Genomic DNA, 17,160 nt, shown 5'->3' with positions numbered 1-17,160 from the left:
ACGCCCCTTCCCCGCGCTCGCCATCCGGGCTACACACGCCCGAGACCATGACGCCCCAAGAGCCGCTCTCGCTCGACGCCCTCACCGCCATCGACGGCCTCCTCACGGACGAGGAGCGCATCATCCGCGACACCGTGCGCAGGTTCGTGCGCGAGCGGTATCTGCCGCGCGCCGCCGAGCTCTTCGCGAAGGAGCAGTTCCCAGAGGACCTCATCCCCGAGATCGCCGCGATGGGCCTGCTCGGCGCCTCCCTCCAGGGATACGGCTGTGCCGGCATGAATGCCGTCTCCTACGGGCTCGCGCTCGCCGAGCTCGAGTACGGCGACAGCGGGCTCCGGAGCTTCGTCAGCGTCCAGGGCTCGCTCGCGATGTACCCGATCTGGCGCTTCGGCTCCGAGGAACAGAAAAACAAATACCTGCCGAAAATGGCCGCCGCCGAGCTCATCGGCTGCTTCGGCCTCACCGAGCCGGATGCCGGCAGCGATCCCGGCTCGATGAAGACGCGCGCGCGGCTCGACGGCGATTCGTACGTGCTCACGGGGACGAAGATGTGGATCACGAGCGCGCCGATCTGCGATCTCGCCGTGGTATGGGCGAAGGTCGACGACGGCGACGCCTCGTCCATCCGCGGGTTCATCGTCGAACGCGGGACGAAGGGCTTCGAGACGCCCACGATCCACGGCAAGATGAGCTTGCGCGCGAGCCCGACGGGCGAGATCGTGCTGAACGAGGCGCGCGTGCCCAAGGAAAACGTGCTGCCCGGCGTGGTGGGGCTCAAGGGACCGCTCTCCTGCCTCACGCAAGCGCGCTTTGGCATCTCCTGGGGCGCGCTCGGCGCCGCGCGCGCCTGTTACGAGGCCGCGGTCGCGTACACGCGCGAGCGCGTGCAGTTCGGAAAACCCGTGGCGGCAAAGCAGCTCGTGCAGGAGCAAATCGTGGAGATGGCCATGGACATCGCGAAAGGCCAGATCCTCGCGCTGCATTACGGTCGCCTCAAGGACGCCGGCGCCATCACGCCCGTTCAGGTCTCCTTCTGCAAGAAGAACAACGTGGGCCTCGCACTGCGCGCCGCCCGCAAGGCGCGCGGCCTGCTCGGCGGAAACGGGATCCTGCTCGACTACCCCGTCATAAGGCACGCGCTGAACCTGGAGAGCGTCTACACCTACGAAGGCACCGACGAGGTGCACACGCTGATCCTGGGCAACGCGCTGACCGGCCATAACGCATTCTGAGCGAGCGCCGAGGGCCGCGATCCCGCCCAAAAAGAATGCGCTCGGCGGGCGACCTCTGGCATGATGGAATGCGAGGTCCTTGCCATGTCCACGCGCTCCCCTTCCCCGCCCCGGCGTAGCTTTTTCGGCCGGGCCGGCCGCGCCGCCCTGCTCGGCGCCGTCGCCTTCGCCGCCCTCCCCTCCGGAACGGCCCTCGCTGTCCCCAAGCTGCGAAAGCAGTTCGACGGCCACGGCGATTTCAAGCTGATCGGCAATACGCTCGGGTACGAGTGCGGAAACGTCGGGGTCGCGCCCCTCGTCGGCCAGGTGATCTGCAACGGCAGCGGCGACGGCGCGCCCGATATCCACTGGCGCGCGGACGAGCCCGCCGGCAGCGCCAGCGCGTCCGAGAGCGTCACCGTGGCCGATCAACGCTCGACCGCCGTGCTCACGCTGCCGCCCGGCGCGACCGTGACCTACGCCCGACTCTACTGGGGCGCGCGCTGGGACAACAATGGCACCGCCGACACGAGCGTGACGCTCGAGCGCCTCGGCTCGTTTTCCCAGGCGATCACCGCCGACGACAGCCTCGTGGGCACGAACGTCTCGGGCGGCGTGACCGAGTATTTCTACCAGTCGACCGCGGACGTGACCTCGCTCGTGGCGGCCCAGGGCGGAGGCGCATACCGGCTCTCCGGCGTCGACTCGATCAGCTTCGTCGGCCTCGTGCAGGACCGGCTCTTCGCCGGGTGGTGGCTCGTCGTGTTCTACGAGCTGCCCTCGGAGAAGCCGCGCCACCTCGCGCTGCACGACGGCTTCGATCGGATCGGCGTCACGCCGCAGACGCTCGCGCTCTCGGGCTTCACCGTCCCCGGCGCGGCCATCGACGGCAAGCTCGCCGTCATCGCCTACGAGGGCGACGTCGCGAGCTCCGCCGGCCAGAACGATTACCTGCGCTTCGGAACGGGCGTGCTCAGCGCCGCCAACGACATCATCGACGCGCAGAACCCGATGGGGAACTTCTTCAACGCCTCGCGATCGTGGCTCGGCGCGGCCGTCGCGACGGACGGCGATCTGCCGAAGCTCACGGGCGGGCCCGGCAGCATGAGCGGGATCGATCTCGACGTCGTCGACATCTCCACGAAGATCACGCCGGGCCAGAAGACCGCGAACGTGCAGGTCGGCAATGCTTCGGGCGCAAACGATATCTTCTGGATCGGCGGCTTCGTCTCGTCGATCACCACGCTCCTGCCCGATTTCTCGACGTCGACGAAGACCGCGTCGGACGTGAACGCCGGCAAGCTCGTCGTCGGCGACGAGCTCGAATACGCGATCGCCGTGACGAACAGCGGCAACGACACGTCGATCAACACGCGTCTCGACGACCAGTTGCCCCTCGGCGTGTCGTTTGTCCCGGGCTCGCTCGAGATCGTGCAAGGCGCGAACGCGGGGCTGAAGACGGAGCAGGCGGGCGACGATCAGGGCGAGTACACAGCCGCGACGCGCACGGTCACGGTGCGCCTCGGCGCAGGCGCGAACGCGATCTCGGGCGGCGAGATGGCCCCAGGCGAGACGGCGCTCGTGCGCTTCCGCGTGAAGGTCGAGCCGAACGCGCCCGCGACCCTCTCGAACCAGGCGACGCTCAGCGGCGAAGGCAAACAAGGCGCGCCGTACACGTCGTTCCCGACCGACGGCAACGGCGTGTCGCCGGGCAATCCGCCCACGGTCGTGGTGATCGAGGAGTGCACGACGAACGCCGATTGCGGCGGCGCAACGCCGATCTGCGACACGTCGGGCGATCCGAACGAGTGCGTGGGCTGCACCGAGGACAGCCAGTGCCCCGGCGACAAACCCGTTTGCCACCCGGCGCAGAAGGAATGCGTCTGCGTGCCCTCGGGCATGGAGACGTGCGACACGATCGACAACGACTGCGACGGGACGATCGACGAGGGCTGCAACGACACCGACGGCGACGGGCTACCCGACGACGTGGAGACGATGATCGGCACGGACCCGACCGATCCCGACACGGACAACGACGGCGTGCCCGACGGGCAAGAGCCGCTGCCCGGCGACGACACCGACGGCGACGGGCTCATCAACGCGCTCGATCCGGACAGCGACGGCGACGGGATCTTCGACGGCACGGAAATGGGCCACGACTGCAGCGGTTCCGGGACGAACCCCGCCGCAGGCAACTGCGTGCCCGACGCGGACATGGGCGCGACGACGACCGATCCGCTCGACCCCGACACGGACAACGGCGGCATCCCCGACGGCGAGGAGGACAAGGACAAGGACGGCGCCGTCGATCCGGGTGAAGGAGACCCGAACGATCCGAGCGACGACACGGTCAGTTCGGGCACCGGCGGCATGGGCGGCGCAGGTGGCGCAGGTGGCATGGGCGGCGCAGGTGGCGCAGGTGGTGCCGGTGGCGCAGGCGGCGCAGGCGGCGCAGGCGGCGCAGGCGGCTCCGCGGGCGCAGGCGGCGCAGGCGGAAGCGGCGGACAAGGCGGAGCCGCGGGCAGCGGCGGAGAAGCGCCCCCGAGCGGCTTCATAATCACCGGCGGCGCGTGCTCGACCGGCAAGGCGCCGTCGTCGACGGATCCGCTCGCCTGGGCCCTCGGCCTCGCAGGCGCGGCGCTCGCGCTGCGAAGGCGCCGGAGCCGTTAGCCCGACCCCCGTCCCCCTCTCCCCCATCGGAGGGGGGCGTGGGGCGCGATCGTGGCGAACCCACCACACGTGAAATCGACTTCGCGTCGTGCGCGCGAGCTTCCGCGGCGTCACGATCGCAGCGGAAATGCAGGGCCCAGGGCCCTACGCCCGCGTCGTTTTGATGGATGACCCCAAGAGTCTCACGATGCACAATGTCGGACCGAGCGTGGCAGTAGCTCGTGCTCGGTTTCCACGCACATGGAACAAGCTCCACACATGACGTCTCCGTCGCGGCTCGTTCTGCGCTTCATCTCGGGAAAGTACCAGGGTGGCGAGATCCCGCTGCAGGACGCGCAGGAGCTCGTCGTCGGACGCGCGAGCGACGCGGGCATCGTCCTCGTCGAGGAGATGGTCTCGCGAAGGCACGCGCGCTTCTTGCTCTCGAACACGGATCTCACGATCGAAGATCTCGGCTCGACGAACGGCACGTTCGTGAACGGCGAGAAGATCCAGAAGAGCACGCTCAAGGAAGGTGACCGCGTGCTCATCGGCACGAGCATCCTCAAGGTGGTCTCGGCCGACACCGCCGTCGCCGCCGCCGGCTCGCGCCGCAAGATGGAGCCGCCCCGCCCCTCCGTGGCGCCCCGCGGCCCCGCACGCTCGATGTCCGGCGCGATCGAGGAGATCCCGCTGCCCGACCTCCTGCAGCTGCTCGGCACCTCGAAGAAGAGCGGCGTCCTCGTGATCACCTCGGACGACGACGTCGGAAAGATCTTCCTGCACCGAGGCATCGTCACGTACGCCGAGATCAACGCCGACGACGTGCCGCCGCTCAAGGCGGCCATCCGCATCCTCGCGTGGACGCGCGGAACGTTCGACTTCGATCCGCCCGAGGAGCGCACGCTGCCGGTGACGATCAATCTGTCCGTGCAGGAGCTGCTCATGGAGGGCCTGCGGCAGATCGACGAGCTCAACGCGCTCCGGCACAAGCTGCCGGATCTCGATACGCGGCTCACCGTGCCGCACCCGCTCGGGCCCTCGCTGCGTGAGCTCTCGCCGACGGAGATCGAGGTCTTCCAGCTCGCGTACAACCACGGGCACCTCGCCCTCGTGCTGAACAAGAGCCAAGCGACGGATCTCGACACCACGCAAGCCATCATCAAGCTGATCAACGCCGGCTATCTGCGGAAGGGCTGACGCGCCCGGACAAACGCGCGTCCGGACAAACCGTTGTCGCCCCAAAGAAAAAGGCCACGGGAGCGAATCCCGTGGCCTTTTCGTTTCGAGTGATCTCCTCACCCCCGGCCCCTCTCCCGAAGGAGAGGGGTGGGGGGAAGGCGTCTTCGATCAGTCGTAGATGCCCTTCATCGTCGGGTCGGCAAGGCCGTACGCCGCGAGGGCCTGACGGATGAAGAACGGCACCTCGGCGTAACGCGAGAGCTTGACGCAAGCGCGGTTCGCCGTGCAGGTGCAGCCCGTGTTGTCGGCAGCGGTGCAACGATCGGCCGACGACTGGATCGTCGAGTCGAACTTGACGAGCGGCGCGCCGTAGTTCGGCGACGTCGCGTCACTGTTGGTCCGCGCCTTGTACCAGTCGACCGTGCCGTCGTTGTTGTAGTCGACCTCGTCGACCACGTACGCCTGCTGGAGCAGATCGTTCGCGTACTGGAGGACGCGCGCCGAGATGCCCTTCTGGACGGTCTTCTCGTACTTCGTGCCCGCGAAGAGGGTCTCGGTGCCGATGGTCTTGGCGACGTACACCTTGCCCGTCGGATCGTGGAACTCGATGCGAGCGTCGAACTCGGGATCGCCGTCCACGCCCTGCTCCCACAGGCGGAGCATGTTGATCCACCACTGCTGCTGGTTCTCGGGCAGATAGTTCATCGTCCAGGCGATCAGGAACTTCTGCTGCTCCCAGCCGATCTGACCGTCGATGGGCATGAGCGTGTCGACGTTGATCGACTCGCCCTCGAAGACGCCCGGATCCCAGCCGACCGCCGAGCAGACCGTCGAGCCGTCGCCGGGGAAGCAGACCTGCGGGCCCTCCGCCGGCCACCAGCTCGTCCAGCCGAGCGGCGTCGTCGGGAACTTCTGCGGATCGGTGATGGGCGTGTTGTTGTTCGCCTTGACCCACGCGCCCTTGAGCATGTCGTCGCCGGTCAGGTTGTTGCCCAGCCACCGGCGATAGCCATCGGGGAACACGTCCGCGAGCGAGACCGCGCGGTAACGAGCGTCGAGGAAGTCCTGACGCGAGGCGCTGATGAAGTTGTCGACCGACTCGGTGAACAACATCGAGGCCCACGCCTTGTCGTAATACGACCCGGCGTTGATCGTGTACTCGGAGTCGTAGTCGTTGCCCTTGTCGTCCGCGAGGGCGTTCTCGAGCGGCCTGCCGCCGATGCCGATCGCCGCGGGACCCGCGGGGCTGTTGTCCGAGCGATACCCCGTGGCGCCGTTCGGCACGACGAGGACCGTGGGACCCGGCTGCGAGTAGATGTCGTCCGTCGAGCGGAGGACGAGATCGTTCGCGACCTTGTGATGCTCGCCGTACTGCGGGCGAGCGACCTGGCGCGCGAAGTGATCGAACGCGAGGCCCGAGGCCAGGATGTTGTCCTGGTAGAACTGCTTCGCGATCGAGGGCCACTCCGAGTTGAAGTCGAAGCCGGACTCGAGCGCGAAGTCACGGTAGATGTTCACGAGCAGGCCGAGGCCCTTGGCCGCGTCGCGCATCTTCGTGTTGTACCGCTCGAGCGTGCGCATCGCCGAAGCGCGGACGCTGAAGCTCTGCCGGTTGCGGCGGTAGTTGTCGAAGATGTGCCCGACTTCCTGCTGCGTGATGAAGAAGTTGAAGAGCTCGTAGACGTCCGCGCCGTTGTCGTGGCGGTAGACGGCGACGTTGCCGAGGTCGGCCCAGCGGTCCGTGGCGAAGCCGTAGGGGACGCGCGTGCGCTTCGTCGCGTCGACGGAGCTCCAGCGACGGCTGAAGTCCGCGCCGTTGTCGCGCATCGACTGCCACGGCATGTAGTCGACCTTGCGCGTCTTGCACTTGGAGTACTCGCCGTTGACCTTGACGATCAGGCCGTCGAGCAGCGGGTCCCACTTGCCGAGGCGCCCCTCGTCCCAGTCGGCCGGCTTCAGGCGCTGAACCTGCTCCTCCGTGAGCGAGGTGCAGCTAGCCGCGTCGAGCATCTTCCACGTCCGCTGGAGCTGGGAGTAGTGGATGTTCGCGTTGCCGTTCGACGTGTACTGGTAGCCGATGATGCCGCCGAAGCCGTCCATCTTGTCGAGGGTGGCGCGGCCGAGCGGTTTGTCGGCGTTCATGTCCGGGTCGGCATGCACCGCGACCGTCTGGCCGTAGAACATGCGCGCCGCGGCGAAGTCGTACGCGGAGAGGCCGATGAAGTCCTGCGTGACCTCACCGCCGTACTCCATGATCGACTGGTGCATGAACATGGAGAGGAGCTGATCACGCTCGTTCGCCGTGACCTGGTCGAAGTAACGCGGCCCGACGCAGTTCTCGCTCTCGGCCTCGCTCTTGAGGTCGTTGCACGCCGCCGTGACCTTGCCGTTCTTCGTGCGGAGCTGCCAGTACTGCGGGCGGAAGCCCCAGGCGTCCGACGAGCTCACGAAGTTGTGGCGCAGGCCGATGGAGTGACCCATCTCGTGCGCGATGACCGAGTAGTGCGCCTTCTGCGCGATCCAGTTGCGGATCGCCTCGGCGCGGTCGAGCTGGTCCTGCCTCGAGTTCGTCATCGGATCCGCGAACGTGCCGTACGGCGCGCCCGTGCGCGGATTGATGGCGTCCTTGAACTTCGACTGGATCGCTTTGTCGAGCGAGGTGAGGCCGATCGGCGAGGGGAAGGTCGCCTGCATGATGCACATGCCACGCTCGGCGAGGGCGACCTCCTTCAGGCGCGCGATGTCACGCTGCACCTGCGGGTGATTGCCGCGCAGAGGCGAGGCGAAGTTCATCACGGCGTCGTTCACCGGGAGCTTGTCCGTGCCGGCGAGCTGCTGCATCGCCTTCGTCGTGAGCTCCGCCTCCATCGGCGAGCCCGCCGCGCGCTGGCGACGCGCCTCGTAGACCGGGCGGTTGGCCGAGGGCGCGAGCGCGTCGGCGCGCACGTCCTTGACCATCTGCTTCACGTTCTCGAGCGACTCGGCGAACTCGGGCTTCGTGACGATCGAGCCCTCGCCGCTCTCGACGGCCTTCATCTTGTCCGGCATGACGCCCGCGCCGCCGAGCACGCGACGCGAGAGGTCCGCCTGGCTCATCTGCGGGAGCACGCCCGTGCCGCCCGCCGCCTCGCTGGCGACCGCCCAGTCCTTGACGTACGTGCCCTCGGTAACCTGGTCGGTCGAGAGCTCGCCGTTCAGGTACCGCATCTGATCGACGAGGCCCTGGCTGAAGAGGTCCGTGACGTGCGACCAGACGTTCGCGCTCGCCGCGATCTTCTCGCCCGTGAGCGGATCGTCCGAGTCCGTCATGATGCCCCACGGCGAGGGCGTCTGCGGCGTCGGGATGACGTTGATCTGGTGGTAGCGCAGGTCGCCCATGCGCACCGAGCGCCCCGCCGGGCCGCAGGCCGGATCGTCGGTGTCGAGGACCGGGCTGTGGCAGAGCATGATCATCTGCTGCATCTTCGCGACAGCGATCACGCCCGGATCGATGCCGCGCTCGGCGCCGAGCTGATCCGCGATCGCCTCGCAGTTGCGACCGTCGTTCGTCTTGCCGGCACGGCAGGCGTCGACCTCGTGGGAGAGCTGGATCAGATCCCAGTTGTCGTCCATCTGGCCGTGGTACATCGGGAACTGGCCGTCGCACGCCCCGGGATCACCGCCCGTCGCCTTGCACTCGGCGTTGCGCGCGGACATGACCGCGGCGCGCATCGCGACGTCCCACTCGTGCGTCGCCCAGTCGGTCGACTCGTAGTACGACTGGTCCGACTCCGCGGTGTAGTACCAGGGCTGCGGGACCTCCTTGCGCAGGCGATACGGCAGCGTGCAGCGCTGCTTGAACTCGTCGCAACGCGAGCCCGCCACGCCCGTCCGCTGCGTGACCTCTTCGCACTCGTCCTCGGTGCCGTTGCCGTCCGCGTCGCGGTGCGGATCGTCGCCCGCGAGCGTCTTTTCGGGGACGAAGCACGCAATCTCGCCCGTCATCTTCTCGGGATCAGCGTAGTAGTGGCTGCGCTCCCAGATGTTGTAACGCGCGGCGAAGCGGTACCACTTGTCGTCGCTCATGCCGTAGTTGCGGGCGTAGCCCGAGCGATCGACGGTGAACGCGCCGTACGCGCTGAAGCGCTTGCCGTCCCAGTTGACCGGCTCGTAGTCGCGATCGACCACGCGGCGGAAGGACTGGCGAATCGTGAGCTCGACGGGGTTACAGGTACCGGAGGGCGCCGAGCCGCCGAAGAAGTCGTTGTCGAGGTAGCAGGCCGGGAACTTGTCGATGCCCCAGCCGAGGTGGCTGAGGTCGATCATCTTGGGCTTCGCGAACGCCTTGTTCGTGACGTCGAAGTAGCCCGTCTCGGGATCGAAGTGCGGCGCGTCGGGATCGTTCGGATCGCTGACGTAGTAGTCGAGCGGCTCGTAGTCGACGCCGCCGTAGACGCCGAGCATCGACAACGTGTCGTAATCGTACGAATCCACGTTGAGGTTCTTGCTCCAGTCGACGCGGAAGTACTCGCGCTCGTACCAGGGCCTGTCCGAGCCGTTCTCGACGAGGACGTTCAGCTCCTCACCCGTCGTCGGGTTGTACTCGTAACGAATGTCGAAGTGCGACTGGATGGGGTACGCGACCACGATCACGCCCTGATCCGTCGACGGGCCGACGCCCTTCTTGCCGTCGGTGTCCTGGATGCGCTCGTAGCTCAAGCGCCCGATCAGGAGGTCCTCCGTGATCTGCCACTTCAAGCGCGCGACGGGCTGCGCGTACGTGGACGTGAACAAACCGTCCTGCGCCGCGCCGTAGCCAACGTCGACCACCGTGCCCTGTGTCCAGAACTCGGGGTTGTCCGCGTCGCTGTGCAGGTCTTCACCGACGAAGAACGACTTCGCCAGCGCGTTCGCCTGCACGCGGTTGATGGGGTCTCGCTCTTCGGCGCACCCGAGCGCCCCACCAGCGAGGAGCCCGAGGGTGGCCACGAAGGCGACCCGTATCCTCATCCATCTCATCGAAGGTCCTCCTTGCACTGCCGATCCGAAGCCCGCCAAAAGCCCACGCGAGCGGGTCCCTACCCGATCAGCGGGACTGAAAGCACGTTTGATGCCACATCGAATTTCCGGGCGTTTTCAAGCACTTGCTTGTTGAAGCACGGGGCCCCGCCCGGATCCCCGTTAAAGCTCTGACACGACGATCGCTAACTCTCGCCCTCCCCCCGCCCCCCGAGGCGCGTGTGTTGCGACATCCGTAGCTCGACCGCGCGCGCATGCGCATCCAGGCCCTCCGCACGCGCGAAGTTCGCGATGTGGGGCCCATGACGGAGCAGCGCGGGCGCGCCGTAACGAATGATGCTCGCCCGCACGACGAAGTCGTACACGCCGAGCGGAGAGCCGAAGCGCGCAGCCCCGCCCGTGGGCAGGACGTGCGAAGGCCCCGCGAGGTAGTCACCAGCCGCGACCGGCGTCATGCCGCCGAGCAGCGCAGCACCTCCGCCTTCGACGGCGTCGAAGAGCGCCTCGGGATCAGCGACGTGATACGCGACGTGCTCGCCCGCGACGAGCGAGGCGATCTCCGCGAGGCGCGCAAGGCTCGGGACGACGAGCGCGACGCCACGCGTGCGCATCGCTTCACCCGCGATGGAGTCGCGCGAGAGCGCCGCGAGCTGCGGTCCGAGCTCGGCGACGACAGCTTCGGCGAGCGCGCGAGACGTCGTGACGAGGACACACCACGCAGCCTCGTCATGCTCGGCCTGCGAGAGGAGATCGGCCGCGACGATGGCGGGCTCGGCCGTGTCATCGGCGAGCGCGACGATCTCGCTCGGCCCCGCGATGCCGTCGATGTCGACGTCGCCGTAGACGAGCTTCTTCGCGCAAGCGACGTAGATGTTGCCGGGTCCGACGATCTTGTCGACGCGCGGCAAGCTCGCCGTGCCGTACGCGAGCGCGGCGATGGCCTGCGCGCCGCCCGCGTCGAGGATGCTCGTGACGCCAGAGAGGTGCGCGGCCGCGAGGAGGCGATCGTCGGGCGCGGGCGTGGCGAGGACGATGTCACGCACACCAGCCACGCGCGCGGGGATCGCCGACATGAGCACGCTCGACGGATACCGAGCCTTGCCGCCGGGCGCATACACGCCGACCCGCGCGAGCGGGCGCACGCGCATGCCGAGCTCGACGCCGTCTTCTTCGTAACGGAAGCCGGTCTCGCGCTGATGCTCGTGGTAGCGGCGGATGCGATCGGCCGCGAGCTCGAGCGCGGCGCGGAGGTCCGGCTCGAGGCGCGCGAGCGCGGCGGCGCCGTCGAACGTACGGATCAAAAGCGATTCGGGACGACGACGCTCGAACCGCTCGACGTAGCGGAGGACCGCTTCATCTCCCTCGGCGCGGACGGCCGACACGATCGCTCGAACATCTTGCTCGACCGCGCCGAGATCATCGGCGCCGCGCGCCACGAGTCGGCCGAGGCTCGCGGCGAACGCTTCCGTTCCGTCGATGTGAATGGGGATCATGCGGCAGCGAGCGCGCTGCGAATCAAGGGGATCGCAGCCGAAGCTCGTGCCGTACCACGTTCTTTTTTCGGCACATAGGCCCGATCGGGGCCTACGCCCGCGGCTTTTTCACCGGACGGAAGGGTCGTTCCCGGAAGAACGACCCCTCGCAGGCACCCAGGACATCGTTCGGAACGATGTTCTAGGTCCAGTGACCCGCGCGCAGCGCAGCCGAGTCGAGCGTCTTGATCTTCGGCGCGAGCGCCTCGCGGAAGATCGCCTCGTCCTCGTCGTCGAGCACTCCGCTCCCGAAGCCGGTCGCGACTTCCATGCTCGTCGCGAGGATCCGCAGGAACTGCTGAAAGCTCGACGCGCAGAGCACGGGCTTGATCGTGTCGGTCCCGAGCATGCACGTGAAGATGGGGCAGTCCCCCTCGGCGTCGAGCTTGCTCGTGTCCAGGAAGTACGGATCACCGAGCAGCGCGCTGCGGCCGATGATCACCCAGTTCTTGCGCCAGTTCGGGATCTCTGCCGCGGGTTTGCCCCCGAGCGTCTGCTCGTCGGCGAGCTTGTGCGACGGGAAGAGCCGCACACGCTCGACGGGGGTCACGCTCTCGACGTCCGTCGGATCGGCGGCCGCGAGGAAGGCGCGATACCGCGCAGGGATCCTGAAGGTCTTGCGTAGCTCATCGATCGCCGCCGGCTCCGCCTTGCCGAAGCTGACCGGGATACCCCGCTTGGCGAAGATTTCCTTGAGCGCCGCAACCGATTCGGCCAGGTCGCTGTCCACCGAACCCATCCTCCGTCTCGCGGGTCTCGTACACGTCCGAACGCCTGGGAAGACCAGAGCTACGTCCGCCGTGCCGAACCCATACGCCGGAACCACCGGCGCGCGTAGGAATACCCCGCACGGGGCCAGGTAGTGTAACAGAAAAATGATGGTCGACACCGCCTACGCCGAGAGCCGGTACCGGGCCGCCGAGATTCCCCACCGCTACGGGCCGGGAGTCCATCTGATCGACGACCCGTTCGCCTGGACCCTTTTGACCCGAGCTTGCTCGCCGGACACCGGACAGCCGGACATGGGACGCCTGGTCCGCATGCTCTATGAAGGGCTCGCCCGCATCGTCCTGGCCACGGAGTTCCCCCGCGCCCGCGTGGACGTCCCCACCCGCATGGCCGTCTCGCACCCGCAGGCCGTCTACCGAGGCACCGCCCTCGCCAGGACCACCAAAGCCGTGACGGTGGGCATCGCGCGGGCCGGGACGATGCCGTCGCAGGTGGTTTTCGACCTGATGAACGAGGTGCTCGACCCGAACCTCGTGCGGCAAGACCACCTGTTCATGAGCCGGCAGACGGACGCCCAGGGCAAGGTCATCGGCGCGACGTGGCACGACGCGAAGATCGGGCGTGACGTGGGCGATCGTTACGTGCTGTTCCCCGATCCGATGGGCGCGACGGGCTCGTCGATGGTCAGCGCGGTCTCGTTTTACAAGAACTCGCTGGAAGGGAAGCCGGCGAAGCTCATCGCGATGCACCTGATCGTGACGCCCGAGTACATCCGGCGCGTGCACGCGGAGCATCCGGATCTCGCGGTGTACGCGTACCGGCTCGATCGCGGGCTCTCGCCGCCGGCCGTGCTGCGCACGGAGCCCGGTACGAGCGAGGAAGAGCGCGGGCTCAACGAGGTGCAGTACATCGTCCCCGGCGCAGGCGGCGTGGGCGAGATCCTAAACAACGCCTGGGTTTGAAGCAGGAGCGCGCCTCGACTACCGCCGCGTCCTCGGGTTGTGGACGGCGACCATCGCGCGGTAGTCGAGCGCCTTCTCCGAACGCGAGACGGGCGGGCGCAGGTCGGGGAGCATGTGCTCGAGGCTCTGCACCATCGCGCCGAGCTCGCTCGCCGACGCAGCGCGGCCCTGCGTGAGCTCGCGGTAGGCCTCGGCGATCGCGGGGATGCCGCGGCCGGAGACGTGGCCGCGGCGCGAGAGGTCGAGGTAGCTCCGGCCGAGCGCAGCGCCGTCGAAGTTGTGAGACGCGACGAGGTCCTGCGCGACACGCAGCACGGCGCGATCCGGGATGCGGCCGTCCTCGTGCAGGACGAAGGCAGCCTGCAGGTAGTTGTAGAACGGGACGACGCGCGCGCCGTAGAGGCGGAAGTCCGACGGCGACGACTGCCGATCGAGGTGAATCAGGATGCGCTCGACGACAGGGCCCTTCTCGACGTAGCCGGCGAAGCGGACCGCATCGAGGATCGTGTCCTCGTACGCGCCGCCCGCGCGCATGATGTCGACGAGCTCGTCGGGCTTGACGTGGCCCTCGCACACGTCGGCATAGAGCGAGTAGACGAACGCGTCGGCCTCGGCGTCGTCGCCGAGCAGGACCTCGCGCACGAGATCACCGTCGTCGTCGCGCACGGAGCCGAGCTCGCAACGGCGACGGAGGAGCGCCGGCAGCTTGTAGCCGAGCTGGCCACGCAGCGCGCGGAAGCGCAGGCGCAGGATGTTCTGGAGGTTCGGCTTGAGCGTGAGCGAGGCCCAGCGCGCGCCGTCGAGGCGGAGCTTCTGCTCGATGCGCGTGCGGAGCTGCTCGGGGCTGCCGGAGAGGATGTGGATCTCCACGCCCGCGCGGCCGAGCTCGCGGAGGAGCGCCGCCGCGCCGGGGACCGTGCGCTTCTGATCGGGGCGCTCGATCGCGGTGCGGACGAGGTCGCGCACCGTGTCGAAGTCGGTACGTAGATAGGTCTTGTCGAGGTCCCAGCGCGCGACGAAGGGACGAGACGCGCCGCGCGGGGCGGAGGTTCCGGGCGCGGGGCCCTCGGGGACCACGCGTCGCTCGTTCACCCCGCGTTCCATTCGGCACGCATGCGCTCGAGGGAGCCCATGAGATCACTCGACCCGAGCGTTCGCGCGAGGTCGAGCGACTGATTCAGAAAAGCGAGCGATTCCTTCGCGCGCCCGCGCTCGTGCGCGACGAAGGCGAGCGCCGCGAGCAGGCGCGCGCGCTCGATGCCACCCGCGGCAAGATCGAGCGCTTCGCGCAAGACGCCGTCGGCGTCGGTCAGCGCGGAGGCGCGGGCGAGTGCCTCGCCGAGCTTGCGGCTGAAGATGATCACGGCCTTCTCGGGCTCGTCGAGCTCGCCGCGGAAGAGCTCGCGGCGCGCGAGGTCGAGGCCGCGGCGGAGCGCGAGGATGGCCCCCGCGCGGTCCCCACGCTCGCCCGCGCGATCGGCAACCTGCTCGAGGAGCATGAGCGCCTCGAAGGTGTCCTGCGCGTGGGAGGCGTGGAGCGCGCGGACCTCGAGCGGCAAGGGCAGCGGCTCGCCGTCGCGGCCCACGAGCGCGCGCGCGTGGAGGTCCCGGCGGACGGCGACGGGCGTCGTGGCGAGCGCGATCTCGCGGAGGAGCGGGTGCGCCGCGCGGAAGCCACCGAGCTCCTGCTCGATCATGCCCGACGCACGGAGGACGGCGAGCAGCGTGCCCGTGTTGCGATCCGAGGGCAAAAGCCGCTCGATGTCCTCCATCTGCGCGTCGTCGCCGAGCACGGAGACGGACTGGAGCACGCGGCGCGCTTCCGGCGGGAGGCGCTCGATGCGCTGGGCCACGAGATCGCCGAGGCGCGCGGGCGGGTTCGTGCCGCCCTCGGAGGAGAAGCGGAGAAACTGATCGAGGTAGAGCGGCGAGATCGAGCGCCCGCCGCCCTGGCCGAGGGTCGCCGCCATGGGCGGACTCACCATCTGCGAGACGAGGTCGAGCGGGAGACCTTCGAGCACACGCGTGGCGCCGGCCCAGCCCGGATCGAAGCCGGGCAGGTGCGTCGAGACGACGAGCAGCGGGTGGATCGGCGGCTCGGCGACGACGTCGGCGAAGGCGTTGCGGCTGGCGCCGTCGACGGCGTGCAGATCGTCGATCGCGAGCAGGACGAGGCGCCCCTCGTTGCTCTCGTGCGCGCGCATGATCGCCCAGCGCAGGGCCTCGGCCGCGGTGAAGCGGCGATCGTCCGGCTGCACGATGCCCGCGGGGGGCTTCGACCACATGTTCACGCTCGGCTGCGGCGCGCTGCGGTCCTTCTTGCCGAAGATGGCCATGAGGCCGGCGCGCGCCTCGGGCGTCGCGCCGCGCCACTCGTGCGGCTCTCCACCGCCGGGCGGCAGCGACGCGAGCGCCACGATCGACTCGCGCAGCACGTGGTAGCCGACGTCGGCGCCCCATGGATCGGGGCGCGTGAGCACGACGAAATCGCCCGCCACGGAGGCGAGGTGGATGAACTCCTGGAGCAGGCGCGTCTTGCCCGAGCCGCCCTCGCCGACGATACGCGCGGTCGCGAGCGTGCGATCGACGTCGAAGCGGAAGCTGTCGAGCCACTCGAGATCACGCTCGCGGCCGACGAACGGCAGCGGCAGCTCGGGCAAGCTCGACATGCGCACGCGCGGCGGCGGGCCCGCGGAGACGGGCGGCGCGATGCGTCGGGGCTGGCTCATGGGCGGCTGAAGCGAGATCCGCGCGCCGCACTCGCCGCAGAACTTCTGGTTGCGCGGCGCGATCGTGCCGCACGACCCGCAGGCAACGCCGGGCTCGTCGGCCGAGGGCGGCGCTCCACGATCGAGCATCGTCGCGGCGGCGCGCAGCGCGATCGTGAACTCGTCGGCCGTCTGGTAGCGGCGACAGACTTCTTTCTCCATCGCGCGAAGGGTCACGTCGACGAGCGAAAGCGGGATGTTGCGCGCCGGCGCGACGTCGAGCGGGTTCGGCGGGGGCACCGTGAGGTGCATCAGCACGACCTGCGTGGGCGACTCGGACTCGAACGGCAGTCGCCCCGTGAGGAGCTGAAAGAGCAGCACGCCGCACGTGTAGAGATCGCTGCGCCCGTCGATCGGATCGCCGCGCCCCTGCTCGGGCGACATGTAGTCGGGGGTGCCGCAGACGATGCCGGGGCTCGTGATGTGCGTGCTCGGCACCTCGCGCATCTTCGCGAGGCCGAAATCGACGACCTTCACGAAGTCGCCGCCCGTGCGCATCGGCTCGAGCACCACGTTCTCGGGCTTCAGATCGCGGTGGATGATCCCGAGGTGGTGCGCTTCCGCGAGGCCCGCGAGGACCTGGCACATGACGTCGACGATGCGGCGGAACGGCAGCGGCCCCTCTTCGTAATCGACCCGCGCGAGATCCCGGCCGCGCAGGAACTCCATCACGAGGTAGAGCTGGTTTCCGCTCTTTCCGAAGTCGAAGACGCTGACGATGTTCGGATGGTTCAGCCGACTCGCTGCGCGCGCCTCGGTGATGAAACGGACCGAAGCGCTCTCGTCGCCGAGCAGGTGCGGGTGGATGATCTTGACGGCCACCGTGCGGCCGAGCGCCTTCTGCTCGGCGCGATAGACGCGCCCCATGCCGCCCACGCCGATGAGCTCGAGGATGACGTAGCCGCCGGGCAGCGTCGTGCCGAGCAGCGGATCGTCGGCGCGTGTTTGCAGCTCCGAGATCGGAAAACCGCACACATGACAAAACCGGTGTGCCGGATCGCACGCAGTGGCGCACTGGGGGCAGAGGACATCCGACACGCGCCGCAAGGTACCACGGTCGGGGCCGAGATTGGGCCGGTTCTGTCAAGCGGACGCCGCCCCCCAACAACTGGTAGGTCCGCTCTGC

General features: G+C 68.5%; 9 protein-coding genes. 4 read left to right on the top strand and 5 right to left on the bottom strand.

Translation table 11 applies throughout. From position 1 onward, the window contains the following. Window positions 1-47: 47 nt before the first annotated feature. The 3 genes from KEG38_RS38030 (at window position 48) to KEG38_RS38020 (ending at window position 5,063) form a co-directional block, all read left to right on the top strand. The gene (locus tag KEG38_RS38030; protein ID WP_272425337.1) at window positions 48-1,232 is read left to right on the top strand and encodes an acyl-CoA dehydrogenase family protein; all 1,185 of its coding nucleotides are present in this window, start codon (window positions 48-50) and stop codon (window positions 1,230-1,232) included. A gap of 84 nt (window positions 1,233-1,316) precedes the next feature. Further along, window positions 1,317-3,884, top strand: a complete 2,568-nt coding sequence (locus KEG38_RS38025; protein WP_272425336.1) for a DUF3344 domain-containing protein — start codon at window positions 1,317-1,319, stop codon at window positions 3,882-3,884. Between the two features lie 258 nt (window positions 3,885-4,142). Then, window positions 4,143-5,063 (top strand): DUF4388 domain-containing protein, encoded by a 921-nt coding sequence (locus tag KEG38_RS38020; RefSeq protein ID WP_272425335.1) that lies wholly within the window; start codon window positions 4,143-4,145, stop codon window positions 5,061-5,063. A gap of 150 nt (window positions 5,064-5,213) precedes the next feature. On the opposite strand, the gene KEG38_RS38015 is transcribed toward KEG38_RS38020, so the two are convergent. The 3 genes from KEG38_RS38015 to KEG38_RS38005 form a co-directional block, all read right to left on the bottom strand. Next, window positions 5,214-10,043 (bottom strand): zinc metalloprotease, encoded by a 4,830-nt coding sequence (locus KEG38_RS38015; protein ID WP_272425334.1) that lies wholly within the window; start codon window positions 10,041-10,043, stop codon window positions 5,214-5,216. 185 nt (window positions 10,044-10,228) lie between these two features. Continuing rightward, on the bottom strand, window positions 10,229-11,536 hold the full coding sequence (hisD, locus tag KEG38_RS38010; RefSeq protein ID WP_272425333.1) for a histidinol dehydrogenase: 1,308 nt from the start codon (window positions 11,534-11,536) through the stop codon (window positions 10,229-10,231). Window positions 11,537-11,717: 181 nt separating this feature from the next. Further along, the gene (locus KEG38_RS38005; protein ID WP_272425332.1) at window positions 11,718-12,305 is read right to left on the bottom strand and encodes an SMI1/KNR4 family protein; all 588 of its coding nucleotides are present in this window, start codon (window positions 12,303-12,305) and stop codon (window positions 11,718-11,720) included. A 145-nt stretch (window positions 12,306-12,450) separates the two neighbouring features. Here KEG38_RS38005 and KEG38_RS38000 point away from each other — a divergent pair, with 145 nt between their 5' ends. Further along, window positions 12,451-13,266, top strand: a complete 816-nt coding sequence (locus KEG38_RS38000) for a uracil phosphoribosyltransferase (RefSeq protein WP_276074243.1) — start codon at window positions 12,451-12,453, stop codon at window positions 13,264-13,266. Between the two features lie 18 nt (window positions 13,267-13,284). On the opposite strand, the gene KEG38_RS37995 is transcribed toward KEG38_RS38000, so the two are convergent. After that, window positions 13,285-14,358: an HAD family hydrolase gene (locus tag KEG38_RS37995; RefSeq protein WP_272425331.1), complete on the bottom strand. Its 1,074-nt coding sequence runs from the start codon at window positions 14,356-14,358 to the stop codon at window positions 13,285-13,287. Then, entirely contained in the window at window positions 14,355-17,072 is a 2,718-nt protein-coding gene (locus tag KEG38_RS37990) for a protein kinase domain-containing protein (protein ID WP_272425330.1), read from the bottom strand. The genes KEG38_RS37995 and KEG38_RS37990 overlap by 4 nt, the downstream gene beginning before the upstream one ends. Window positions 17,073-17,160: the final 88 nt, after the last annotated feature.

It is taken from the genome of Polyangium jinanense (genome assembly GCF_028435265.1).
Classification (GTDB): domain Bacteria; phylum Myxococcota_A; class Polyangia; order Polyangiales; family Polyangiaceae; genus Polyangium; species Polyangium jinanense.
Note: the sequence above shows the minus strand (reverse complement) of the source record. Positions and strands in the feature narration are given on the sequence as shown.

What these genes read in the sequence shown, in the direction of transcription:
- KEG38_RS38030 (WP_272425337.1), top strand. Translation starts at nt 48, where the DNA reads ATGACGCCCCAAGAGCCGCTCTCGCTCGACGCCCTCACCGCCATCGAC.
- KEG38_RS38025 (WP_272425336.1), top strand. Translation starts at nt 1,317, where the DNA reads ATGTCCACGCGCTCCCCTTCCCCGCCCCGGCGTAGCTTTTTCGGCCGG.
- KEG38_RS38020 (WP_272425335.1), top strand. Translation starts at nt 4,143, where the DNA reads ATGACGTCTCCGTCGCGGCTCGTTCTGCGCTTCATCTCGGGAAAGTAC.
- KEG38_RS38015 (WP_272425334.1), bottom strand. Translation starts at nt 10,043, where the DNA reads ATGAGATGGATGAGGATACGGGTCGCCTTCGTGGCCACCCTCGGGCTC.
- hisD (WP_272425333.1), bottom strand. Translation starts at nt 11,536, where the DNA reads ATGATCCCCATTCACATCGACGGAACGGAAGCGTTCGCCGCGAGCCTC.
- KEG38_RS38000 (WP_276074243.1), top strand. Translation starts at nt 12,451, where the DNA reads ATGATGGTCGACACCGCCTACGCCGAGAGCCGGTACCGGGCCGCCGAG.